Source organism: Haloferax prahovense (assembly GCF_000723845.1).
Classification (GTDB): Archaea; Halobacteriota; Halobacteria; order Halobacteriales; family Haloferacaceae; genus Haloferax; species Haloferax prahovense.
Genome location: NZ_LK053002.1, coordinates 141,680 through 166,996 on the forward strand (window position 1 = coordinate 141,680; position 25,317 = coordinate 166,996).

Below are 25,317 nucleotides of genomic sequence, written 5' to 3' on the forward strand. Positions count from 1 at the left end.
CAGAGTTTCTAAGTGGCCGACCCGGGTACTCGAGTGTAGTGCCTCTCTCGCTGTCACCGTACGTGGGTGCGCTTCTCCTCGCGACCGCAATTTCCGCCGGGGTCGCGAGCTACGGCTGGCGGTACCGAGACGAGCCGAGCGGGCGGTGGTTCATCGCCCTCGCTCTGAGCGCCGGCGGCTGGTCGCTGTTCGAGGCGTTTTACCTCCTCGCCGACTCGGTGTCCGTCCGCCTCCTGTGGTTCGTTCTCATCTTGATACCCGCGGAGGCGGCGGTCTTTTTCACCCTGCTTTTCGCCCTCGAAATCGCGGGCTACGAGCGGTTGGTCTCTCGCCGCACCGCCGCGCTGTTCGCCGTGTGGCCCACGTTGACTGTCGTGGGGGCGGTAACGAACGCGCTCGGACTCCACACGCTGCTGTGGGAGTCGCTGTCGTTTTCGACCACCGGTGGAATCACGACGGCCGATGTCGTCTACGGACCGCTGTTCTGGGTGGATATTGTCTACAGCTACGTCGCGGTCGGGGCCGCGCTCGTCGCCCTCGGCATCCACTGCCTGCGGAGCCGACAGATATACCGAAAACAAGCGCTCCTCCTGTTCGTCGCGGTTCTCGTTCCCCCCATCGTCGGGGCGGTGTATCTCTGGACGCCGTTTTCGCCCGCGAACCCCATCGCCATCTCGTTCGCCGCCACGTCGTCGCTGCTCGCCATCGGGCTCTCGCGGTACCGAATCCTCGACATCAGCCCCATCGCGCGGGACCTCGTCATCGAGCGGATGGCCGACCCCGTCATCGTCGTCGACCGAAAGGGCCGGCTGGCCGACACCAACCCGTCGGCGAGGGCGCTTTTCGACGTGGTGCCCTCGTCGCTGGGGGCCCCCGTGGCCGACGTGTTCGACGCGGTGGCCGCCGAGGCCCTCGAAACCGGCGGGGAGCTCCGGGTCGTCGACGACAACGACGAGGCGCGCTACTTCGAGGTCGACAGGTCGGCCGTGACCGACGGCCGGGACGCGGTTCGCGGCCATCTGCACATCCTCCACGACATCACCGAGCGCCGCGTCCGCGAGCGGTGGTTCCGCGCGCTCACGGAGAACGCCTCCGACCTCATCTTCGTCCTCGACGCCGACGGCTCGGTCAGCTATCTGAGCGACTCGGCCGCCCAGACGCTCGGCACCGACGAGGACCCGAGTGAGGTTCGGTCGCTGGCCCGGTTCCTCCACCCCGACGACGAGGATGCCGCCATCGAGACGTTCCGGGAGGCGCTGGCGCGCCCCGACGAGGACGCCACCGCCGAACTCCGGTTCCGTAGTTCGACCCGCGGGTGGCGCGTCTTCAGCGTCCGGTGTCGGAACCTCCTCGACGATCCCGTTGTCAGCGGCGTCGTCGTCAACGCCCACGACGTAACTGACCGGCGCAAGCACGAACAGCAGCTCGAAACGTTCGCGAACGTCGTCTCGCACGACCTGCGAAATCCGCTGAATGTGGCGGAGGGCTACCTCGAACTGGTGAAGGAGGCGGAGCGTCCCGACCCGGACCACGTCGAGCGAATCGAGGCGGCCCACGAGCGCATGGGCGAGATTATCACCGACGTGCTCGCGCTCGCCCGCGGCGGCACGGTCGACGAGCGCGAGACGGTCTCGCTCGACGCCGTCGCGACCGAGGCGTGGGCGAACGTCGACACTAAATCGGCCGCGCTCGAGGTGGCCGAAAGCGCATCGTTCGCGGCGGACCGGACTCGGCTCCTCCAGCTTTTCGAGAACCTGTTTCGAAATTCCGTCGAGCACGCCGGCGACGGCGTGACCGTCACCGTCGGCGCGACTCGGGACGGCTTCTACGTCGAAGACGACGGCCCCGGCGTCCCGCCGGAGGACCGCCCGAAGCTCTTCGAGTCGGGGTTCACGACCGCAGTCGACGGCACCGGCTTCGGCCTCGCAATCGTCCGAACCATCGCCGACGCCCACGACTGGTCGGTCGGATACGAGGACGCCGCGGACGCCGGCGCGCGGTTCGTGATTCGGGGCGTCGAACGCGCGGAGGACTCGGTTCTGGAGTCGAGTTCGGCGTCGTCTGACGACGTCTAACCGCTGCCCTGCGGACCGCGAGCCGGGACGACCGGATTACCAGAAGCGGTTCTCGTCGAGCCGTCGCAGCGCCTCCTCGATGGTCGCCTCGTTGCGGGAGAAGGTAAACCGGACCCAGTCAGCGGACCCCTCGGTGTAGAAACTGCTCCCGGGGACGACCGCGACGCCGGCCTCGCGGACGAGTCGGTGCGCGAACTCGGTGTCGTCGGCGTCGCCCGGGTAGCGCGTCAGCATGTAGTACGCGCCGTCCGGTTTCACGGGGTCGAGGCCGACCTCCCGGAGGCCGTCGTACAGCAGTTCGCCGCGGCGTTCGTACGAGTCCGAGAGGTCGTCGTAGTAGTCCGCCGGGAGCGACAGCGCCTCCACCCCCGCCCGCTGGAACGGCGTCGGCGCGCAGATGCTCGTGTAGTCGTGGACCTTCCGGAGTTCGGCCGACAGCGGCTCGGGCGCGAGCGCGAACCCGACGCGCCAGCCCGTCACGGAGTACGTCTTCGACAGGCCCGTGCAGACGACGGTCCGGCCCGCGAGCCCGTCGATTTCGACGGGGCTGACGTAGTCGTCGGCGTAGACGATGTGCTCGTATATCTCGTCGGTGACGACGACGAGGTCCTCCGCCTCGGCGACCTCCGCGACGAGTTCGAGCTCGGCGGGCGAAAAGACGTTCCCCGTCGGATTGTGCGGGTGGTTGAGAATCAGCATAGACGCGTTCTCGGCGGCGTCCCACAGCGCGTCGGCGTCGAGTTCGAGGCCGTCGGTGATGTCGAGCGGCATCGGCTCTCCCTCGGCGAACTGGACGGCCGGGATGTAGCTCTCGTAGGTCGGCTCGAAGTAGATGACGCCGTCGCCGGGGTCGCAGAGCGCGAGAAGCGTCGAGACCACCGCCTCGCTCGTCCCGGTGGTGATTGTGACCTCCGTCTCCGGGTCGTAGCGGACGCCCTTCCAGTCGGCGTAGCGCTCCGAGACCGCCTCGCGGAGTTCCGGGAGCCCCCACGTGATGGTGTACTGGCTCGACGTGTCGATCGCGTCTTTGGCGGCCTCCTTCACCCTCGCCGGCGTCTCGTCCTCGTCGGGAATGCCCTGTGAGAGGTTGATGGCGTCGTGTTCGTGCGCCTCGCGGGTCATCTCCCGGATGACGGACTCGCGGGTTCCCGCGACGCGCTCGCTCCCGATGGGCCGGGAGAACGCGGTCGGATGTGGCATACGTGGGCTGGGACTGGCTGACACAAGAAGCTTGGCGGACGCCATCGGTCGCCCGAGTCGCACACCCCGACGAACGTTTTAATGCGATGAGGCCGACGTACCTCCTGTATGTCGAACCGTCGTGGGCCGGACTTCGAAACGAGGATGGCCGAAGACGAGGAGATACCGCCTCCGGCGTCGTTCGCCGAACAGGCCACCGTTACCGACGACTCCGTCTACGACGAGTTCGAGGAGAACTGGCCCGACTGCTGGGAGCGAGCGGCGGCGACGATCGACTGGTTCGACCCCTACGAGTCGGTCCTTCCGGCCGACGAACCCCCGTTCGAGTGGTTCGCCGGGGGGACGTTGAACGCCTGCTACAACTGTCTCGACCGGCACGTCGAAGCCGGGGCCAAGAACCGCGTCGCCATCAAGTGGGAGAGCCACCTCGGCGAGACGCGAACGTACACGTATCAGGACCTCTACCGCGAAGTCAACGAGTTCGCGGCGGCGCTCCGCGCGCAAGGCGTCGAGGAGGACGACGTGGTCACGCTGTACATGCCGATGATTCCCGAACTGCCCATCGCCATGCTAGCCTGTGCCCGCATCGGCGCACCCCACAACGTCGTCTTCGCGGGACTGTCGGCGGACGCGTTGGCGACGCGACTGGAGAGCGCGGACTCGGCGTTCCTCGTCACCTGCGACGGCTACTACCGGAGAGGGAGCGCCATCTTCCTGAAGAGCAAGGCCGACGACGCCCGTCTCAAGGCCGCCCACGACCTCGAGGAGATGGTCGTCGTCGAGCACCTCGGCGAGACCGCACACCTCGGAGCGGGACAGCACACCTACGACGAACTGGTCGACGCCCACGCCGGCGCGGAGGTCGACCCGGTCCAGCGGGCGGCCGACGACGTGCTGTTTCTCATCCACACGTCGGGGACCACAGGCGAACCGAAACGAGTCGAACACGTCACCGGCGGCTACCTCGCCCACGTCGCGTGGACGTCGCAGGCGGTGTTGGACCTCAAGCCGGAGGACACGTATCTCTGTACGGCGAACATCGGCTGGATTAGCGGCCACTCGTACGTCGTCTACGGGCCGCTGGCGCTCGGGACGACGACGGTCATGTACGAGGGAACGCCGAACTACCCGGAGAAGGACCGCATCTGGGACCTCATCGAAGAGAACGCCGTCGACGTGTTCTACACGGCTCCGACGGCGATTCGGTCGTTCATGAAGTGGGATACGTCGCTCCCCCAGTCGCGGGACCTGTCGAGTTTGCGCCTGCTCGGAACCGTCGGCGAACCCATCAACCCGCGGGCGTGGAAGTGGTACTACGAACACATCGGCAACGAGAACTGCCCCATCGTCGACACGTGGTGGCAGACCGAGACCGGCGGCATGATGATAACGACCCTCCCGGGCGTCAAGAACATGAAGCCCGGCACCGCCGGGCCGCCGCTCCCGGGCGTCGGCGCTCGGGTCGTCGACGGCCGCGGCGAGGAAGTCCCTGCGAACGAGGCCGGGTATCTCGTTCTCACACGCCCGTGGCCCGGCATGCCGCTCGCGCTGCGACACGGCCAGCGGTGGGGTGAGGAGGCGGCGATGTTCGACGTGGACGGGTGGCACTACTTCACCGGGGACGGCGCGAAAGTGGACAACGACGGCTACGTCACCGTGCTCGGGCGCGTTGACGACGTTATCAACGTCTCGGGTCACCGCCTCGGGACGATGGAAATCGAGTCGGCCATCGTCGACGTCGAGGGCGTCGTCGAGGCCGCGGTCGTCAGCGTCGACGACGCCGACACGGGCGGTATCCACGCGTACGTCACGCTGGAGACGGGCGTCTCCGGGGGCGACGACCTCCGCGAGCGAATCGGCTCCCACGTCCGCGAGCGCATCGGTCCGATTGCCACTCCGGACGCCGTCGTCTTCACGCCCGACCTCCCGAAGACGCGGTCCGGGAAGATCATGCGCCGGTTTCTCGAGAATATCACCAACGGCGAGGAGTTCGGCGACACGTCCGCGCTTCAGAACCCGGAAATCGTCGGCGAGCTCGAATCCATCGTCCGAGACAGCTGACGACGTTTCGGATAATATTGTCTCCGCGAAATTTTGTTTCTGCCCTGATGAGCGGTGGTCTTTCTTGCTCCCTGACTTCTCTGCGTAGCTGTCTTCCTTTCACCGGAAGATTTAGTTCGCTCTTCGATATTATTCCGAAACGAATGCCGGGCGGAGACCCCGAGCCGACGCCGTTGTCCGCGGGTGGGTACGAGCAACTGCGACGGTCGACCGAGACGTACCGCGAGGACCTCGTGCTTCGACTCGGCGCGGAAGTCGGGCTCACACCGGCCGAGATGAGTCAGTTCGAACCCGCACACGTGACCCAGCGGCGACACCGGGGAACGGAGCACTACTTCCTCGTCGTTCCGACCGACGGTCGGGAGGCGTACCTGCCGAACGAGGTCGAACACGACGTCCGCAAGTACGTCACGACGACAGACATCGGCGAGACTGAACGGGTGCTTCCGGTCACGCCGCGGCGTCTGCAGATGCTCGTGGCGTCGGTCGGAACGCGGGCCGCCGAACGAACCGGCCGCGATGGGTTGGCGGACGTTTCGACTCGCGACCTGCGTCGGCACTTCGCCCGAACGATGCTCGGTGACGGCGTCCCGCCGAGCGTCGTCATGCGAATCGGCGGGTGGGACCGAATCGAGAGTCTCGCGCCGCTCCTCGACGAACCGAGCGAAGACGAGGTGCTCGATGCGCTCTCGCCGGACGCCGTCGACAGCGGCGGGCGTCCCGCGGGCGGCGACTCCGACCGAGTGCGTCAGGTCGTCGAGACCGTCCGAAGCGTCGGGTCGGCACTCTCGGGGGTGAACACGCGAGGCGAGGTCGAACAGGCCGTCTGTGACGGACTCGCGGATTCGAGCCACTACCGTTTCGCTTGGATAGCGTCGGACGAAACCGATGCGCGAGCGGAACTCACCGTCGCCGGATTCGACGAGGAATCGCTCGAAGCGGTCCGGCGGTCACTCGCCAGTCGAGACGCGGACTTCGCTCGACGCGCGTGCGATACCGGTGCCGTGCAGACCGTGCGCATCGACCTGCCGCCGAACTCCGAGAGCGGCCACCTCGCTGTCGTTCCGCTGGTACACGGCGAAACCGCCTACGGCGCGCTCTACGTCGCGCTCGCTGAGGAAGCGGCCTCCGACGCCGAGACGGACATACTGGTGACGCTGGGCCGCCACATCGGGCAGGCTATCGCCGCCGCGGAGCGTCGGAAGCTACTCCTCGCCGACACGGTCGTTCAACTGGAGTTCGAATCATCGGACGAACAGGACGTGCTCGTCGGACTCTCCGCGGACCTCGGTTGTTCGGTTCGGCTCCGCGGCGTCGTTCCTATCGAGGAGCGGTCGCTGCTGTGCTTTCTCACCGTTCGGGGGGTGACGACGGACGCGGTGTTCGACGAGTTGCAAGCCACGGACGCCGTCGAACACATCCGCCTGATCCGCGACCGGGGAACGGAGTCGCTCCTCGAAGTCGCGCTCTCCGCGGGGTCGACGATTACGACGCTCACGTCCTACGACGGAACCGTCTCGCGGTTCGTCGCGGAGGACGGCGTGGCCCGTCTGGTCGGCGAATTTTCGAACGAAGCGCCGCTCCGAGACGTGATGTCCGACCTGACCGACGCGTATCCCACCACCGAACTCGTCTCGAAACAGGAGGTCGAACGGCCCACGCGAAACACCGCCGACTTTCGGGAGTCGCTCGTGGCGCGACTCACAGACAAGCAACAGTCCGTCCTGCGAGCGGCCTATCTCGCCGGGTACTTCGAGTGGCCCCGCGGTAGTACCGCCGAAGACCTCGCCGATTCGATAGACATCTCGTCGCCGACGCTCCACCAGCACCTCCGAACCGCACAGCAGAAACTCATGACTGCGTTCTTCGACGACGACAGCGACGAACACGCTTCGACCCTAAACCCTTAGGCGTGCGACCAGTTAGCACACGAACGTTCATTATTGATTGATGAATTATTAATATATTTTGATAGTAGTTCATCCCGTCTGTATTCCTTTTTGAGGCCTATTGTACCGAATTTAGACTGTTATCCATAATCGTGATGTTAATTTTCGATAATTAGTTACCCTACTTATGCCCCTTGTGGAGACTCGTTAACACGACATATGGCACAGGGTGACACCAAACTGGAGGCACGGCTGGAAGAACAAGACGAGTTCGAACCCTCCGAGGAGTTCGTCGCGCAAGCGAACGTCTCGGACGCCGGCATCTACGATGAGTTCGAGGAGAACTGGCCCGAGTGCTGGGAGCGGGCCGCCGAGATGCTCGATTGGGACGAAGCGTACGACGAGGTGTTGGACGATTCGAACCCGCCGTTCTACGAGTGGTTCACCGGCGGCGAACTGAACGCCTGTCACAACTGCGTGGACCGCCACGTCGAAAACGGGGACAAGAACCGCGTCGCCATCAAGTGGGAGGGTGAACACGGCGAGACGCGGACCTACACCTATCAGGACCTCTATCGCGAGGTGAACGAGTTCGCGGCGGCGCTGCGCGACCTCGGCGTCGAGGAGGACGACGTGGTCACGCTGTACATGCCGATGGTTCCCGAACTGCCCATCGCAATGCTCGCGTGCGCCCGCATCGGCGCACCACACAACGTCGTCTTCGCCGGCTTCTCCGCCGAGGCGCTGGCGACGCGGATGAACGCCGCGGACTCCCGGTTTCTCGTCACCTGCGACGGCTACTACCGCCGCGGCGACCCGCTCGACCACCTCGACAAAACCAACGAAGGACTCGACAGCGTCGACCACGGTGTCGACGCCACGGTCGTCGTCGACCGCCTCGGCGACGACGGCTTCGGCCACGACCTGAAGGGTAATCAGCACGACTGGGACGACCTCCTCGACGAACAGGGCGGCGAGCGCGTCGAGCCCGTCGAACGCGACGCCGAGGACATGCTGTTCCTGATGTACACTTCGGGGACGACGGGACAGCCGAAGGGTGTCAAACACACCACCGGCGGGTATCTCTCCTACGCGGCGTGGACCTCCCACGCCGTGCTCGACATCGAGAAGGAGGACACGTACTGGTGTTCGGCCGACATCGGCTGGATTACGGGTCACTCCTACATCGTCTACGGGCCGCTCGCGCTCGGTTCGACGACGGTGATGTACGAGGGGACGCCCGACTTCCCCAACCGCGACCGGATGTGGGACATCGTCGAGAAGTACGCCGTCGACATCTTCTACACCGCGCCGACGGCGATTCGCGCGTTCATGAAGTGGGGCAGCAAGTACCCAGCGTCGCGGGACCTGTCGAGTCTCCGCTTGCTCGGAACCGTCGGCGAACCCATCAACCCGCGGGCGTGGAAGTGGTACTACGAACACATCGGCAACGAGGACTGCCCGGTCGTGGACACGTGGTGGCAGACCGAGACCGGCGGCATGATGATAACGACCCTCCCGGGCGTCAAAAACATGAAACCCGGGTCCGCCGGGCCGCCGCTCCCGGGCATCGACGCCCAAATCGTCGACACCAACGGCGACGAAGTGAAACCCGGACGGGCGGGCTATCTCACGGTGAACAAGCCGTGGCCGGGGATGCTCCGGACGCTCTACAAGAACGACGAGCGCTACATCTCCGAATACTGGGAGGAGTACTCCGACACCGACAGCGACGACCCCGACGACTGGGTCTACTTCCCCGAAGACGGCGCGAAAGTGGACGACGACGGCTACATCACCGTACTCGGGCGCGTTGACGACGTCATCAACGTCTCGGGCCACCGCCTCGGGACGATGGAAATCGAGTCGGCTATCGTCGGCGTCGAAGGTGTCGCCGAGGCCGCGGTCGTCGGCGGCGACCACGAGGTGAAAGGCGAGGCCGTCTACGCCTACGTCATCACCGAAGACGGGTACGAGGAGGGGGAAGACCTCCGCGCGCGCATCATCGAGGGCGTCGAGGACGCCATCGGACCCATCGCCAGACCCGAACAGGTCGTGTTCACGCCCGAACTGCCGAAGACGCGCTCGGGCAAAATCATGCGCCGCCTCCTCGAAGACGTGGCGAACGGCGCGGAACTGGGTAACACCTCGACGCTCCGGAACCCCGAAATCGTCGGGGAGATAGAAGCGAAAGTCCGCGCACAGAGCGACTGAGCGGCCGCCTTCGGCCGCCCGTATCGAGCGTAACTACGAGACGACCAACCGATCTATGTCACGCGAATCAACCGAGTCAGAAATTGACTCACACACCACGAGCACCGACCGGAGCACAGCTCCCGAACACGACGAGGTAGACTACCTGTCGAGGGAGGTGAACCTGCTGAAACCGAGCACCCCGTTCATGCGAGACCACCTGAAAATAATCTGGGCCGGATTCATCGCGTGGGCGCTCCTCACGTTCGGACCGCCGGTGCTCACCTACTTCGCACCGGCGACGATGACCGCGGAGCTTCCGGTCATCGGCTTCCCGGCGCACTACTTCCTCGTCGCCGTGTTGTCGCCGACCAGCTCACTCGTCCTCGCGTTCGTCTATTCCCGCAAGCGCGACCAACTCGACAGGCGGTACGGCATCGACCACGCGGCCTCGAAGTCGCGCTCGAAGAGTGAGAGCGAGGCCGCCGTCACCGACGGAGGGAGCGTCGAATGACTGCGAGCGTGTTCCTCCAGTCGGGCGACCTGCTCCCCGAGGCGCTCAACATCTCGTTCAAACTCGTGCCGGCCATCATGGTCGTCGGGATGTTGGCCCTGTTTCTCGCCATCGGCTACGTGTTCAAGGTCGCCGACACGGAGGGCATGTGGGTCGCCGGCCGGTCCATCGGAAACGTCGAAAACGGGATGGCAATCGGCGCGAACTGGATGTCGGCGGCGTCGTACCTCGGATTAGCGGGATTGGTCGCCCTCGCGGGCTTCTACGGGCTCGCGTTCATCATCGGCTGGACGGCCGGGTACTTCGTCCTCCTCATCTTCCTGGCCGCGCAGATGCGTCGGTTCGGGAAGTACACGGCGCCCGACTTCGTCGGCGACCGATTCAACTCCGATACGGCGCGGGCGATCGGCGCGCTGACGACCATCCTCATCGGGTTCGTCTACTCGGTCGGACAGGCCCGCGGGATGGGCCTCGTCGGACTGTACGTCTTCGGGACCGACTACGTCACGATGGTCGTCGTCATGATGGCGATTACGGTCGGCTACCTGACTATCTCCGGCATGATGGGTGCGACCAAGAACATGGCCGTCCAGTACGTCATCCTCATCGTCGCGTTCCTGACGGCCGTCTACGTCGTCGGGTTCACCGGCGGCTACTCGACCGTCCTCCCGCAAATCGAATACGGCCAGCTCATCGGCGAGTTGTCGGCCGAGTTCTCCGAACCGTTCGCTAACGCGGGGTTCTACCTCTGGATCGCCACGGCGTTCTCGCTCATCTTCGGGACCTGCGGGCTCCCGCACGTGCTGGTGCGGTTCTACACCGTCGAAAACGAGAAGACGGCGCGTCAGTCGACCGTTTGGGGGCTGTTTTTCATCCTGCTTTTGTACTGGAGCGCCCCGGCGCTGGCGGCCTTCGGTGTCGACCTCTACGACGCCTCCCAGTACGGCCCGACGTTCGCGGCCAACGGCGGCATGAGCGGCGGTGAGGGCGACCTCATCGTGGTGCTCGCGGCGCAGCTTTCGAACCTGCCGACGTGGTTCGTCGGCCTCGTGGCGGCCGGGGGTATCGCCGCCGCCATCGCGACGACGGCGGGGCTGTTCATCACCGCCTCGTCCGCCGTCTCCCACGACATCTACACGAACATCATCAACCCCGACGCGACCCAGCGCCAGCAGGTGTTCGTCGGTCGCGCGACCATCGTCGCGCTCGGTATCATCGTGACGATAACCGCGTTCGACCCGCCCGCGCTCGTCGGCGAACTGGTCGCGCTCGCGTTCTCGCTCGCGGCCATCGTGCTGTTCCCGATGTTCTTCCTCGGCCTCTGGTGGGAGAACACCAACCGTCAGGGCGCCCTCGCCGGTATGAGCGTCGGCCTCGCGCTCTGGGTCGCCGCGGTGGTCAACGACCTCATCTTCCACTTCAGCGACGCCTTCGCCGAGTTCGTGCCGGCCATCGGCGCGGCGCTCGTCGGCACGCCGCTGGTGTTCGTCATCACCATCGCCGTCTCGATGGCGACGGACGAACCGCCGGAGCGAATCAAGAAGATGGTTCGGCAGTGTCACAGCCCCGAACCGATGGGTCAGCAACAGTCCGCAGAAGACGTGGTCATGAGCGCAGACGGAGGGCAGTCCCCCGCGGACGACTAACCAATGTACGAACATATCCTCATTCCGACTGACGGAAGCGACGCGGCGGAGTACGCCGTCGAACAGGCGGTCGACATCGCGTCGAAGTACGGGGCGACAGTCCACGCGCTGTACGTCGTCGACGTGGACGCCACCAGCTATTCGCTGGGAACGGAGCAGGTCGACCGCATCCGACAGGGCCGCCTCGACGACATGCCCGAAGTGAAGGAGGCGGCCGACAAGGCGACGGGGTACGTCGCCGACGCCGCAACCGAGCACGGACTGGCCGTCCGCGAACACGTCGTTGCGGGCGAACCGGCGCGAGCCATCAGGAAGTTCGTCGAGGACAACGACATCGACCTCGTCGTGATGGGCTCTCACGGCCGCTCCGGGCTCTCCCGGGTCGTCCTCGGAAGCGTGACCGAACGCGTCCTGCGGCGGACCCGACTTCCGGTGCTCGTCGTCGACGTCCACGAAAAGGAAGCGGAAGCAGAAGCGTAACCGATGTACGACACCACCCACGCGAGGACGACCACGCCACTCGGGGCTCCCGACGGGGTGACCCGCCGATGAGCCTCGTGGAGACGATTCGCACCCACGTGCGCGAACACCGCTCGGGAATGCTGACCGACCTGCTGTTCGCCCTCGTGTGGGTGACGGTCGTTTCGGTCCTGTTCGACGTGCTCGACGGCCCACAGTGGGCGTTCTACCTCTGTATGGGTGCGGGCGTCGTCGCGTACTTCGGCTTTTTCGCCTCGGTCGAAGCCGTCCGCGGGCAGCGCTGACGCCGGATTCACTCCCGGACTATCTTCTCGTACGGATTCGGGGCGGTTACGGGTTCGCGCTCGCCGGCGCGGTCACTCGTTCGTCGCCGTCGGTGACGGCGGGTCGGACGTCGTCAGCGCCGCGCCGACCCTCGCGCCCGCTGCGCCGAGGAGCGCGGACAGGCCGAACCCGAGCAGGCCGACGGCGACGACCCCGCCGAGCACCATCAACCAGCCGGCGACGACGAACCACGTCGGACCGGACAGTCCGGTCGCGAACGCAAGCACGTCGAACAGTACCCAGAGGATGGGAAGGCCACCGACGAGTCCCGTCCGAACACCGACGCCGGTCGCCGTCCCGTGCCGCCGCTTCGCCAGCGCGCCGACGACGAGCCCGGCGAAGAACACCGCGGTGAGGGACATCGCCGACCGTCCGTCGAGATAGCTCCACGAGACGAACGCCGCCGCGACGAGGCCGCCGGCGAGGGTGTACCGCCGTCGCCACGACAGTTCGCCTGGAGGGCTATGGTTTTCCATACGCCCAATAATGTATACTATCTAATAACTCTGTGGACGACCCGCCGAAAAGAGTGGACCGCTCCGCGGCTACTCGTCGCGCGCCCGCCGCCGGTAGGCGACGCCCAGTCCGGCGGCCAACAGGACGGCGACGACGACGGCAATCGTCCACCTGGCGCTGTCGCCGTCTCCGGACCTATCGTCGGCGTCGGCGTCCGCCCCGTCGACCGACGCCGCCGTCTGAGCCGCTTGCGGCTCTTCGACGGTGATGCTGCCGACGACCTGTTCGCCGACCGCGAGTTCGTACGTCCCGGGCTCGTCGAAGGCGTAGCTGAGCGTGGCCGTCCCGTTCTGGAACGCGCCGAGTTCGACGGTCCCGCCGGCGACGCGCTCGCCGTCGGCCAGTAAATCGAGCGCGTGGACTCCGCCCGCGCCGCCGATGTTCGACACGTCGACCGCGATTTCGACCGCTTGACCGACCGACACGCTCGTCTCGGTGACTTCGGCGGCGGTCGTCTCGAAGACGGGGACGGTCGAGCCGATGGTAAACAGCGACAGGCCCGGCGAGGTCGCCTCGAAGACGTAGTGCGTCTCGGACTCCTCGACGAGGCTTGCGTCGAGCTTGCGCCACTGCGTGTGCTCGTCGCGGTAGAGCGCGACCGAATCCGGGCTGATACCCGTCGTCTCGAAGTAGCGCTTTCGCACGCTGAAGGTGAACGTCACGTCCTCGATGTCGTCATCGTGTATCGAGTGGTTGACCACGACGTAGCCCGCCGAGGTCGCGCCCGTCTCGCGCTGGAAGCGCTCGCCCGTGGCCTCGTCGTCGGCCGCCTCGTACGTCGTGACGTTCAGCGTGAAGTCCTCGCCGCTGTTCACGTTCATCGAGAGCTGTGCGACCGAGATGTTTTCGGCGGCGGGCGAGGCCGACCCGTCCGCTGCTTCGGCGGAGTCGTTGGTCGCGTCGGTCCCGGCCGTTCCGTTCTCGACCGCCCCGGTCTCGGTGTCGTTCGCGACCGGTTCCAGCGCGATGACGACGGCGCGGCTCGTGTCGACGTTTCTGACCGACACGTTCGACCGCTTACTCGTGCCTTCGCCCTTCGTGTCGACGACGACCTCTGAGTCACCGCCAGTCGCCTCGGAGGACTCCGATGTCGACGACGAGGACGAAGACGAGGACGACGATGATGACGAGGACGACGATTCGGCGTTCACGGTCACGGTCGCCGTGTCCGACCCGACGTTGCCGGCGGCGTCGGTCACGGTCAGCGTGACGGTGTAGGTCCCGGTCGAGTCGTAGCTGTGCGTCTCGGAGGCGTTCGTCGAGTTCGACCCGTCGCCGAAGTCCCACTCGTAGGCGTCGATTGCTCCCTTGTCGGTGGAGCCGCTGGCGTCGAACTCGACCGCGTCGCCCCGCGTGACCGACTTGTTGCCGCCGGCGTCGGCGGCGGGTGCGGTCGTGTCGTTGACGGTGAGGACCAGCGAATCGGAATCGGCGTTGTCGCCGCCGTCGGTCACAGTCAGCACCACGGCGTACGTTCCGGGGTCGGCGAACGTGTGGTTCGGAGTCGCCCCCGTGGCGTTCGCGGAGCCGTCGCCGAAGTCCCACTCGTAGGTGGCGATTGCCCCGTTATCCGTCGAGGCCGAGCCGTCGAAACTGACGGCGGTGTCCTCGTCGACCGTCTGGTTCGTTCCGACGGAGGCCGTCGGCGAGGTCGTGTCGTCGACCGTCACGGTGAGCGTGTCGAACGCGGTGTTCCCGACGGTGTCGGTCACGTTCAGGACGACGGTGTAGGTCCCGGGGTCGGCGAAGGTGTGGGTCGCGTTCTCGCCCGTGGCGTTCGCGGACCCGTCGCCGAAGTCCCACTCGTACGAGTCGATTGCCGAAGCGTCGACCGACCCGCTCGCGTTGAACTCGACGGCAGTGTCCTCGTCGACCGTCTGGTTCACCCCGGCGTCGGCGGCGGGTGCGGTCGTGTCGTCGACCGTGACGACGAGCGAGTCGGAATCGGCGTTGTCGCCGCCGTCGGTCACGGTCAGGCTGACGGTGTACGTTCCGGGGTCGGCGAACGCGTGGGTCACGTCCTCGCCCGTGACGTTCGCGGAGCCATCGCCGAAGTCCCACTCGTAGGCGTCGATTGCTCCGTTGTCGGTGGAGGCCGAGCCGTCGAAACTGACGGCGGTGTCCTCGTCGACCGTCTGATTCACCCCGGCGTCGGCGGCGGGTGCGGTCGTGTCGTTGACGGTGACGACCAGCGAGTCGGTCTCCTCGTTCCCCGCGGCGTCGGCGGCGGTGAACGTCGCCGTGTACGTTCCGGGGTCGGCGAAGGTGTGAGTCGCGTTCTCGCCCGTCTCGTTCGCGGAGCCGTCGCCGAAGTCCCACGACGTGCTCGTGACGCCGACGGCGTCGGTCGCCGTCGCGTTGAAATCGAGCGCGACGTCCTCGTCGACGGTCGCGTCCTCGCCCGCGTCGACGGCGGGCGCGACCGTATCGATAGTGACGCTGTCGGACTCGTTTCCGGCCCCGTTTTGCTCGTCAGCGTTCTCGGCGGTGCGGACCGTGGCGGTGTACGTGCCGTCGGTTCCGGTCTCGTACGGCGACGCGAGCGCGTACGTGTACGGGTCGGTTCCCGACTCCGAGAAGTCGCCCTCGGTGAACGTCGTCGAACTCGGTCCCGAGACAGAGACGGAGATGTTCGTCAGGCGCTGCGACGAGTCGAACGACACCGAGAGGTTCTGTCCCGAAGGGTTCGTCGCGGCGACCGCCGAGACGGCCGGTGCCGGTTCCGCGAGCGCGTGGAACTGGCTGCTGCTGCCGTAGTAGAGGTAGCCGTTCCACGCGAGCGGCGTCGGATAGAGGGTGCTCACCGGCGAGTCGTACGACCAGCGCTCGGTGCCGTCGGTCGCGTTGAACGCGTGGACGGTGTCGTTACCGAAATCCGAGATGTAGAGCACGTCGCCCGCGACGACCGGCGCGCCGCGGAAACCGCTCCCCGACGCGTTCCAGAGTCTGCTTCCGTCGTCGGCGTCGAGCGCGACGAGCTCGCCGCCGCGGCTCCCGGCGTAGACGACGCCGTCGGCGTACACCTGACTCGAATCCACGTCCCCCGGCATTGAGTAGTTCCAGCGCTCGGTGCCGTCGGTCGCGTTTATCGCGTACACTCTCCCGGTTCCGCCGGTTGGGCCCGCCGTGCTATCGCTCCCGACGAACACCGTGTCGTTCGCGACCGTCGGGTCCGACTGGCTCTCGTCGAGGAGCGTGTAGTTCCAGATTTTCGCCCCGGTGGTGGCGTTCAGCGCGGTCAAGTTATCGTCGTTACCCGACACGTAGACGGTGCCGTCGACGACCGCGGGGTTCGACTCCACCAGCACCGGTTGGTACATCGTGTAGTACCAGAGTTCTTCGCCGGTCTCGGCGTCCACCGCGGTCAGGTTCCCGTCGTTGCTTCCGAAGTAGACGACGCCGTCGACGACCGCGGGGGCCGACCGGACGTTCGTCTGCGTCTCGTAGCTCCAGATTTCGGTGCCGTCAGTTGCGTTTATCGCGTGTAGCTTGTAGTCGTTGCTTCCGAGGTAGAGCACGCCGTTTGCGTACGCGGGCGTGGTCCACGTCGACCCCGAAGCGCCGCCGGGCGTCGCGTTCCACTTCTCCTCGCCCGTTTCGGGGTCTAACGCGTAAAGACTGCCGCCGTCGTGAAAGGCGGTGTAAAGCGTGTCGCCCACGATGGTCGGCTGCATCACCTGCGGAGTCATGTCGGTGATGTTCCACGCCTCCACGGGTTCCGTGAGCGGCCCCGTCTGATTCGGGTAGTAGCCGAGGTTGCCCGGTCCGCCGTGGAACTTCGCGTTGGCCTCCTCGACGGTCACGGTCTGCGCGGCGAGTCCCCCGGCGGCGACGTCGTAGGTCCCCGCCCCCCAGAGCGTCTTCGTGAACGTGACCTGTTCGGTCGCGCCCGCGCTGGGGGTCCCGGTTTGGTACGCCGCGACGTCGCCGTCGACGGTGAGCGTCGTGTTGTACGACTGTTGTGTCCCGCCGCCGTTCTCGACGGTGACGTTCACGGTGACGGCGCTTCCCTCGTAGAGCGTCGTCGGCGTCACCGAGAGGTTCGTATACGAGATATCCGCGCCATTCGCGACCGCCGATGCGCCGACCGGAACCCACGCGACGAGCGAAATCACCGTCACGAGCGTCAGAAGGAGCGTGTTGGCCTGCTGTCGCGTTATCCGTGGTCTCTGCGTCACCTGCTGTTCGCCTCCCTGTCCGCCGCAACCTTCCCTGTGGTTCCCTTCGATGTCATTTCCCTGCCGAATTCGGTTTCACCACCGATAATCAGGCGATTCAGACTGTCTGGGTACGGATATAATAATATCGTATAAAACCGGAGTGTACCGTGTAAATATTATCGCAGACGGACGAGAGACATTGTAGCTAATGCTACTAGGAAACACTATCATCTGTAGTGAAGACCGGGCTTTGCTCTACTATGCCAATACAGCACTCCAAACTTGTATTTTCGAAATACAAAATACCATATTTAATATAGTAGTTTGAACAATCAACACTACTGGCGAAACTAAAATTATCAAATTGAAGATTTTAGCTAGCCGGATATACTATCTATGGTCCCTCCGTCTGAAGTCGGGCCGTTCGGACGTCTCGAAGTCAAACAGGCCCAGAGCCTCGGCGGCGTGGGCGCGCTCGGCGTGAAGTTCACCGATATCGGTATCGACGACGCGTTCATCAAAGAGGTCGCGAACACGGTCGACCCCGGTGACTCCGCGTTGTTCCTCCTGTCCCGCGCACAGATGGAGCGAATCAGAGCGGGATTGTCCGACGACAAGTTCGAGAGTATCGAGACGAACCTCTCCCCGAGGACGAAGACCGACTCCGTGAGGCGTTCGCCGTTGAACAGTTTGGCCGTTCTGGACCCTCATCGGGCCGTTCTTGTACAGAAATACGTTGCTCCTCTCTGGCTTATCGCACGATAGTTGTGTATCGCGACATGTGATTTATACAGTTGTTCACTCCAAATCGTCGCCGGTCGCAGAGCACGCGCCGCGGCGCAACCGACAGCTACTGCGCTATCTGTTCTTCGACGGACACAGACTCGTCCGCCGATTCGAACACCTCGGCCAGCGTCTCGCGCATCGCCTGCCGGCGGAACGACCGCCGGCGCTCCTCGGAGAGGTAGTTCGACATGACGACGTCGGCGCTCTTCGACCCCTGGTCGGCGGCGACGCCCTCTAACTGCGCGAGCATCTCGTCGACCGCCGCCTGATAGGCCGTGTACCAGAAGCGCCGACAGAGCTTCGCCGTCGGGACCTCGCCGTCGACGGTCACGCCGGCCTCGTCGGCGAGGCGCTTGAACCGGCGGTTGACCGTCTCGCGGGCGATGTGGCCCGCGGCGGCCCGCGAGGAGGGAAACAGCGCGCCGTTCCAGTCGTCGTCCTCGGCGAGCGCGTCGATGCGGGCGGCGACGGCGTCGACGCCGTAGAGGAGCGCGACGGTTCCCGGCCCGTTCTTCCGCTCTTCGAACGCGATGTGGGGGTCGTCGCCGGAGAGGACGAGTTGCGACGCGCGGAGCGACGCGAGCTCGTTCGGGCGGAGCCCCCAGCCGGCGAGTCCGAGGACGAGCAGGCGGTCTTCGAGGTCGTCGGCGACGGCGTACACCTCACTCACTTGGTCCGCGGTCATCGTGCGGTTGTCGGGCTGGCCCTGTTCCCAGCGGAACTGTTTGGCGGCGTTCCCGACGGGGTTGTACCGCGCGCGCCGGAAGTCGACGAGGTACTCGTAGAACGACCGGACCGTCTGGAGGTACTTGAGCTTCGTCCCGTCGGTGGCGAGTTCGGCGTCGAACTCGTCGAGGACCGCGAGACAGCGGTCTATCTCGTCTGGCTCGGCGTCTCGGTCGTCCAGTCGTGAGAGCAGGTCGGCCGAACCGTGTCGGTCGCGGTAGACCCGGGCGAACCGCGCGAGGTGGGTCCGGCGGGTCGGTAGCGTCGAGTCCGCGAGGCCGCGCCGCGATTCGAGCATGTCGAGGTACGTCTCGAACGCCTCGACGGTGCGGTCGTCGTCGATACCCCAATCGTAGCCTTCGTCGGTCGCCTCGTCGCCGAGGCCGACGACGCCGACGAAGAACTCCCGCGGCGTGAGGTCGTGTTTCTCGCGGAGCGCGTAGGCGATGCCCGACCAGCCGCGTTCGGTCAGCCACGAGTAGGTCGGAACGTCTCGCGTCGGGTCCATCCCGTCGCGATCCATCGCGGGCGCTATCGTCTCCCAGTAGAACGCTTCGAGTTCGTCGAGCGACTTCCGCGACCAGTTCACCGCGGCTCACCCCGCGCGGACCGGCCGCCGCGTCGCGTTCCGTGCGCCATCGTTCTGCATGCAGGGCGTGCCGCGGACGGATTAACACTTTCTCTCGCTGGGACCGACGGCGGTCGGCGAGTCGTGCCCGCCGGCCGACCCGTCGACCCTCAATATGACGGGTAATAGATATATTGGGGAGACGCGATAACAGGAAATCACAATGTCCGATGGAAACGACGGCGGTTCGGTGCTCGGGGCGGACCCGCCCGGCGACGGGGTACGGGTCGGCGACGCGGACCCGGCGGTCGACGTCGGTGCCGCGGCCGACGAGGTGACGGTCCTCGAAAGCGGGACCGAGTTGGAGCGGACGATCGGCCTCCGCGGCGGGTTGGCAATCGGTATCGGGACGATGGTCGGCGCGGGTATCTTCGTCTTTCCCGGCCTCGCCGCGGGGCAGGCGGGTCCCGCGGCCGCGCTCTCGTTCGCGCTCGGGGCGGTCATCGCGCTGTTGGTCGCGCTCCCGACCTCGGAGTTGGCCACGGCGATGCCGAAAAGCGGCGGCGCGTACTACTTCATCTCCCGCGCCATGGGCTCTGCGTTCGGCGCGGTCGTCGGCATCGGGCTCTGGCTGGGGCTCGTCTTCGCTTCGGCGTTCTACCTCGTCGGCTTCGCGCAGTACGCCATCGCCGTGCTGGCGGAGTTGGGGGCGGCGTCGATGGTCTCGGACCTGCCGCTCGTGGCGCTCCTCGGGGTCGGCTTCGGGGTCGTCTTGACGGCTCTCAGCATGTTCGGGACCGAGAACGCGACGAAGCTCCAGAACAGTATCGTGAGTCTGCTCCTCGGCATCCTCCTCGTGTTTCTCGTCTACGGCTCGCTCGACACGCTCGGGCTGTTCGGCCGTCAGACCGTCCCCGAGGAGTTCATGCCCTACGGGACGCTCAGCATCTTCACCACGGCGGCGCTCGTGTTCACCTCGTACCTCGGATTCGCGCAGGTGGCGACGGTCGCGGGCGAGATAACGAAACCCGGGCGGAACCTCCCGCTGGCGATGGTCGGCTCCGTCGTCGTCGTCGGGGTGCTGTACGTCGTGACCATCCTCGTCTCGACCGGCGCGTTCGGGAGCGCCCAACTCGCCGCCTTCGGCGAGACGGCCATCGTCGAGGTCGCGCGCTCGTACCTCGGCTTCCCCGGCGCGGTCGCCATCCTCATCGCCGGGCTCTTGGCGACGGTGTCGAGCGCGAACGCCTCGATTCTCAGTTCGTCGCGCGCCCTCTACGCGCTCAGCCGCGACGCGCTGGTCCCGCCGCAACTCGCGCGAATCAACCTCCGGTACGGGACGCCCCACATCGCGCTCGCGCTGGTCGGCGGACCGACGGTCGTCCTCGTCGCCGTCGGCCGGACGGAGGTACTCGCCGAGGTCGCGTCGTTCCTGCACCTCGTCACCTACGGGCTCATCTGCGTGGCGCTCATCGGGCTCCGTCGCTCGAACCCCGCGTGGTACAACCCGTCGTTCCGCGTCCCCGGCTACCCCGTCGTCCCGGTCCTCGGGGCGCTCGCGAGTTTCAGCCTCGTCGCGTTCATGCAACCGCTCTCGCAGGCGGTGGGCGTCGCCGTCGCGCTCGCCGCGTTGGTCTGGTACTTCGCCTACGCCCGAGACGTGCGCCTGAAGGGGGTGAGCGCCGATGCGTGACTCTCCCGACGTTCGCGTGCTCGTCCCCGTCGCGGTGCTGGAGGGGCAAGTGATTCCCGACCAACTGATTCACCTCCTCTCGGAGACGACGGTCGTTCTGCTCGCGTACCACGAGATACCCGAGCAGACGGCCCCCGAACAGGCCAGAGAGCAGTTCGAACCGAAGGCCCGCGAAGAACTCGACGAACTCGTCTCGGTGTTCGAATCCGCCGGTGCGACCGTCGAGACGCGACTCGTGTTCACTCACGATGTGGACCAGACGACGGAGCGCATCGCCACGGAGGCAGAGTGCGACGCGGTACTACTCTCGAACCCCGCACCGACCATCGACCGCGTCATCGTTCCGATAAAGGAGGCAATCAACCTCGAGACGATTACCAGGGTCGCCGCGGCGGTCGGAAAGCGCGGAGACGTCGAACTCACGCTGTTCCACGCAGTCGAAGACGACGGGGCGGTCTCGGACGGCGAAGCCCTCCTCGACGAGGTCGCGAACGACCTGGCGGTCCTCGGCGTCAACCGCGAGCACGTCTCGCGCGTCGTCGTCGTCGCGCAGAATCCGCTCCAGGCGCTCATCGAGGGCGCGGACGACCACGACCTGGTCGTGATGGGCGAGGAGAAGCCCACGCTCCGCGGCCGACTGTTCGGCGAGACCTCCGACCGAGTCGCCGAGCAGACCGTCGGTCCGGTGCTCGTGGTCCGGCGACCGCTCGACCCCGAACCTGACGACGCCGACGGTACCGGCGACTCGGAGTGAGGGCGGTTCGCCCTCGACCGTCTCCGGCTCGCCACTGAATACTATTGTACTATTATTTCAATTATCACGATACGGATCGACTGTTTTGATAGATGCAACAAAATCCAGGTAAGAGAATAATTTCTACAATTTTTACAAATTTTAGACTATTTGAGGGAATGAAGCGTTAGAGATGCGATATGAGAATACGAGCCTGTCGAACGTTGATTCACACGTGAATCCAGATTATAATCGACAGTCGATTCGGACTTGATTATCATTGCAAAATAACTGAATTACTATCTCGGTCAGACGCCCGTCTTCGACGCGTCTCGCCCGCCTCGACTCACTCGGTCGGCGCGGAGCGTCTCCCATCGGCGACTCGCCCGGCCAGCTCAGTCGTCCGCGAACGACATCCGACTGCTGTGGACGTGCGCACTTCCATTACACCAGTAATTATGTAATGCAGTGTGGGTCGTTTGACGGGCGTTAGTCACTGCCCGTTCCTCCGGCGAGACGTATCGGTAGCAACGAGATCTATGGGGAACTAGCTGTAATCTAGCGTATCGTTGTATCTTCTCTAACAGATGTCGCGACTGTGTTCATATATAGTCAATACATCGCGATACTCGTTGTCGTGTGTCGTCTCTCAGATATTCCGTTCTCGAAACTTTTCGGGGCGCGTTGACCGTCCGACGTTCGAAACCGTCAATCTCGGCCGACGAGTCGTATCGAGGGGCCGAGCGCGGCTTCGACAGCATGACGCCGAGATTCGGGGGACTGGAGACTCGTTCGGCCCGTCGATCGTACCGAGAGCGGTCTCCGACTCGCCCGCGACTCGGACGAGACCGTTGGTTCTCCGTTTGTGAACCGTATCGACGCGCGGTCGGCGCGAAAGCGATACCGTCGTAGAAGCGTTGAGGACGACGCGGACCGCTAACTGAACGTCGGGAAGTCGTCGTCGGACTCCTCCATGTTGACGTTGACTTCGATGACGTTGGCGGTGTTGACGACGCTCTCGATGAGTTGTTCGTGGTAGTCGGGCTGTTTCATCCGGCGGACCGGACCGGAGACGCTGATGGAGCCGAGGACGCGTCCGTGACGGTTCGTCACCGGCGCGCCGATGGCCTGCAGGCCCTTGATCTCCTCCTCGTCGTTGAGCGAGTAGCCCCGGTCGCGAATCGTCTCCAACTCCTCGAAGAGCTCCTCGCGGGTCGTGATGGTCGCCTCCGTCTTGCCCGGCAGGCCGTACTGGTCGATAATCCACTCGACGCGCTCTTTCGGGAGGTGCGCGAGAATCGCTTTCCCCGTCGCCGAGAAGTGGAGGTAGTCGGCGCGCTGGAGCTTGTTCACCTGGTAGTCGCTCCCGACGGCCTTCTCGCCGCTCACCTTGTAGAGATTGATACCCAGCCCGTGCTGTTCAGTCGCCAGGTGCGCGTACTCGCCGGTCTTCTCCGCGAGCTCCTCGATTTCGGGCTTTCCGATGCGGTAGAGGATGTTCTGGTACCGGACGTACTCGCCCACGAGGAGGAACTGCAGCGACAGCCGGTAGGTGTCTTCTTCCTTCACGACGAACTTCTCGGCTCGAAGCGTGCTCAGGTAGTTGTAGACGACGCTCTTCGAGAGGTCGAGGTGATTCGCCAACTCCGTCACCCGCGCGCCGTCTAGCTCCTCGAGCGCCCGAACGACATCGAACGCACGAGACACCGTCTTCAGGGTCCGCGGCGAACCGGTCGTGTGTTCGTCTGCCATAGTCAAGTTCGAAGCCGCGAAGTCATATGTGTTTGTATTTGACGAACGGTCACTTCTGAAATCGCCGGAAAGTCGCACCGCTTGCCGCAAAATAGCGTGATCAGCGTGATTTTAATTTCGAATATCGTCTGTAACGTGTCCGAAACGAGCGAATTCGACTACTTAGCCACTGTGTTCTCATTGTACAAACACCGCGGTGTTCTAACCGATTCGAGACTCACCGTACAGCGAGAAAACACGTGTATCAGGGACTCTGGGTGGAGAATAGTGCATCGTGGTGGCGGGCGTTTCGACTACGCGGTCGTCGCGAGCGGCGGGCGGCGGTCGATTCGAACGCACCGATAGGGCGGGTCCGCGGAGAAGGGAACCGAGAACAGCAGTCGTCAGTCGGGCGGTTTCGTCACTCGGTCGCGAGGTCGGCGAGCGCGCCGGCGAGCACGCGAGTCGCGTCGGCGCAGTCCTCCCAGTCGGTCCACTCGCGGGGGTTGTGCGAGATGCCGTCGCGGGAGGGGGCAAAGAGCAGTGCGGCGTCCGTGACGGCCGCGACGTGCATGGTGTCGTGGCCCGCCCCGGAGTGGAGGTCGAGGGTTTCGAGGTCGGCGTCGGTCCCGGCGTCGTGGAGCGCGGCGCGGCAGCGCTCGCTCATCTCGACGGGCTTGCGGTCCCACGGGTGCGAGAGCGCGGCCTCGACCGGGCGCTCGGCCTCGATGCGGTCGAGGCTCGCCGCCGCCTCGTCGATGACGTACTCGATGGAGTCGTACGCCACGTCGCGGATGTCGACGGTCAGGTCGACTTTCCCGGCGATGACGTTGGGCGCGTTCGGCGAGACCTCCAGTTTGCCGACGGTCCCGACCGCGGTCTCCGAGACCTCGTTTCGCTCGGTCGTCGCGCGCTCCACGTCGAGGACGAACTCGCTGGCGGCGGCGAGCGCGTCCGACCGGTCGTCCATGAGTGTCGACCCGGCGTGGTCGGCCTCGCCCGTGATTTCGACGGCACACCGGGAGAGACCGACGATGCTCGTGACGACGCCGGCGGGGACGTTCGCGTCTTCGAGGCGCTCGGACTGCTCGATGTGAAGCTCTATCCACGCGTCCCAGTCGGCGGCGTCGACGCGCCCGTCGCCCCGGTAGCCGATGTCCGCGAGGGCGTCGCCGAGCGGAATCCCGTCGGCGTCCTCGATGTCGAGGGCCTCTTCGACGCTCAACTCGCCGACGGCGACCGCCGACCCGATGAGGCCGCCGCCGAACCGCTGGCCCTCCTCCTCGGTGAAGTTGACGACCTCGACGGGTCGGACGGGTTCGATTCCGGCGTCCTGCATCGCGCGGACGCTCTCCAGCCCCGCGTAGACGCCGAGCGGACCGTCGAAGATGCCGCCTTCGGGGACCGAATCGAGGTGACTTCCCGTGGCGACGGGGGCCGCGTCGGGGTCCGCGCTCTCGGGAACCCACCGACCGACGATGTTGCCGACCTCGTCGATGGTGATGGAGAGACCGGCGTCCCGAAGGCGCTCGCAGAAGAACTCTCTCGCCCGCCGGTCCGCCTCGCTGCCGCTCAGGACCGTCCGCCCCCGACCCTCGTCCGTCGGGACGGCCCCGAACTCCGCGTTCGACTCGATGTCGCTGCGGAGTCGCTGCTGATTGACTCGCATGGTTCCCGGATTCGTGACTAACCCTATTTTACTGTTTGGAATTCGGTCACATGCGTGACAGTACTGAGTGGCCGCGAACTCCCCGAAATCAGCAGGCACGGCGCGCTGGATGTGGGTTCTGGGACTCTGCCCACCACCCGTGTCGTTCGAGGGCGCACATCGGCGACGTTCGAGGACGCGCGTCGGCGACGGTTCGGTCGCCGCGAGTGACCTGCGGGACGCCGATGCGGGCCGTCGTTTGCGACGAGAGGGTTGACATTCGTGGAGTAATCCCGGACACGGACGAGATAGAATTGGTCATTCTACAGTTCACTCGCGTTCGGCGCTCGGAACAGTATCTGATATTACATCTT

Annotated in this window: 17 protein-coding genes; 11 read left to right on the forward strand and 6 right to left on the reverse strand. The window is 65.4% G+C overall.

Features of this window, described 5'->3' with window-relative positions; all coding sequences use genetic code 11:
- Positions 1-62 precede the first annotated feature (62 nt).
- Positions 63-2,075, forward strand: coding sequence for a sensor histidine kinase (locus BN984_RS17685; protein ID WP_049968989.1), 2,013 nt, complete (start codon positions 63-65; stop codon positions 2,073-2,075).
- A gap of 36 nt (positions 2,076-2,111) precedes the next feature.
- On the opposite strand, the gene BN984_RS17690 is transcribed toward BN984_RS17685, so the two are convergent.
- A complete protein-coding gene (locus BN984_RS17690) occupies positions 2,112-3,275 on the reverse strand; it encodes a pyridoxal phosphate-dependent aminotransferase (RefSeq protein ID WP_049968900.1) in 1,164 nt (387 codons plus the stop codon).
- A gap of 144 nt (positions 3,276-3,419) precedes the next feature.
- Here BN984_RS17690 and acs (BN984_RS17695) point away from each other — a divergent pair, with 144 nt between their 5' ends.
- The 7 genes from acs (BN984_RS17695) (at position 3,420) to BN984_RS17725 (ending at position 12,342) form a co-directional block, all read left to right on the forward strand.
- Positions 3,420-5,336, forward strand: a complete 1,917-nt coding sequence (acs, locus tag BN984_RS17695) for an acetate--CoA ligase (RefSeq protein WP_081909271.1) — start codon at positions 3,420-3,422, stop codon at positions 5,334-5,336.
- A gap of 143 nt (positions 5,337-5,479) precedes the next feature.
- Positions 5,480-7,246 (forward strand): bacterio-opsin activator domain-containing protein, encoded by a 1,767-nt coding sequence (locus BN984_RS17700; RefSeq protein ID WP_049968902.1) that lies wholly within the window; start codon positions 5,480-5,482, stop codon positions 7,244-7,246.
- 198 nt (positions 7,247-7,444) lie between these two features.
- The gene (acs, locus tag BN984_RS17705) at positions 7,445-9,439 is read left to right on the forward strand and encodes an acetate--CoA ligase (RefSeq protein ID WP_049968903.1); all 1,995 of its coding nucleotides are present in this window, start codon (positions 7,445-7,447) and stop codon (positions 9,437-9,439) included.
- A gap of 55 nt (positions 9,440-9,494) precedes the next feature.
- On the forward strand, positions 9,495-9,932 hold the full coding sequence (locus BN984_RS17710) for a DUF4212 domain-containing protein (protein ID WP_008094189.1): 438 nt from the start codon (positions 9,495-9,497) through the stop codon (positions 9,930-9,932).
- Positions 9,929-11,578: a VC_2705 family sodium/solute symporter gene (locus BN984_RS17715; protein ID WP_008094190.1), complete on the forward strand. Its 1,650-nt coding sequence runs from the start codon at positions 9,929-9,931 to the stop codon at positions 11,576-11,578. The genes BN984_RS17710 and BN984_RS17715 overlap by 4 nt, the downstream gene beginning before the upstream one ends.
- A 3-nt stretch (positions 11,579-11,581) precedes the next feature.
- Positions 11,582-12,058, forward strand: coding sequence for a universal stress protein (locus tag BN984_RS17720; RefSeq protein ID WP_008094193.1), 477 nt, complete (start codon positions 11,582-11,584; stop codon positions 12,056-12,058).
- 68 nt (positions 12,059-12,126) lie between these two features.
- Complete coding sequence (locus BN984_RS17725) at positions 12,127-12,342, forward strand: hypothetical protein (protein WP_049968904.1); 216 nt, start codon at positions 12,127-12,129, stop codon at positions 12,340-12,342.
- Between the two features lie 72 nt (positions 12,343-12,414).
- Here BN984_RS17725 and BN984_RS17730 read toward each other — a convergent pair whose 3' ends face one another.
- Both BN984_RS17730 and BN984_RS17735 read right to left on the reverse strand, forming a co-directional pair.
- A complete protein-coding gene (locus tag BN984_RS17730) occupies positions 12,415-12,858 on the reverse strand; it encodes a DUF5518 domain-containing protein (RefSeq protein ID WP_008094197.1) in 444 nt (147 codons plus the stop codon).
- A gap of 69 nt (positions 12,859-12,927) precedes the next feature.
- A complete protein-coding gene (locus tag BN984_RS17735) occupies positions 12,928-17,076 on the reverse strand; it encodes a PKD domain-containing protein (RefSeq protein WP_049968905.1) in 4,149 nt (1,382 codons plus the stop codon).
- 378 nt (positions 17,077-17,454) lie between these two features.
- Here BN984_RS17735 and BN984_RS19195 point away from each other — a divergent pair, with 378 nt between their 5' ends.
- Positions 17,455-17,823: a DUF1269 domain-containing protein gene (locus tag BN984_RS19195; protein ID WP_244877486.1), complete on the forward strand. Its 369-nt coding sequence runs from the start codon at positions 17,455-17,457 to the stop codon at positions 17,821-17,823.
- An 85-nt stretch (positions 17,824-17,908) separates the two neighbouring features.
- On the opposite strand, the gene BN984_RS17745 is transcribed toward BN984_RS19195, so the two are convergent.
- Positions 17,909-19,159, reverse strand: a complete 1,251-nt coding sequence (locus BN984_RS17745; RefSeq protein WP_008094213.1) for a tyrosine-type recombinase/integrase — start codon at positions 19,157-19,159, stop codon at positions 17,909-17,911.
- 202 nt (positions 19,160-19,361) lie between these two features.
- Between BN984_RS17745 and BN984_RS17750 the strand changes: the two genes are divergently transcribed.
- On the forward strand, positions 19,362-20,831 hold the full coding sequence (locus BN984_RS17750; RefSeq protein WP_049968906.1) for an APC family permease: 1,470 nt from the start codon (positions 19,362-19,364) through the stop codon (positions 20,829-20,831).
- Positions 20,824-21,585 carry a universal stress protein gene (locus BN984_RS17755; protein WP_008094217.1) on the forward strand — a complete coding sequence of 254 codons (762 nt, stop codon included), beginning with the start codon at positions 20,824-20,826 and terminating at the stop codon, positions 21,583-21,585. The genes BN984_RS17750 and BN984_RS17755 overlap by 8 nt, the downstream gene beginning before the upstream one ends.
- 915 nt (positions 21,586-22,500) lie before the next feature.
- On the opposite strand, the gene BN984_RS17760 is transcribed toward BN984_RS17755, so the two are convergent.
- The gene (locus BN984_RS17760; RefSeq protein ID WP_004977952.1) at positions 22,501-23,316 is read right to left on the reverse strand and encodes an IclR family transcriptional regulator; all 816 of its coding nucleotides are present in this window, start codon (positions 23,314-23,316) and stop codon (positions 22,501-22,503) included.
- A 400-nt stretch (positions 23,317-23,716) separates the two neighbouring features.
- Positions 23,717-24,964 (reverse strand): Zn-dependent hydrolase, encoded by a 1,248-nt coding sequence (locus BN984_RS17765; RefSeq protein ID WP_008094220.1) that lies wholly within the window; start codon positions 24,962-24,964, stop codon positions 23,717-23,719.
- Positions 24,965-25,317 lie beyond the last annotated feature (353 nt).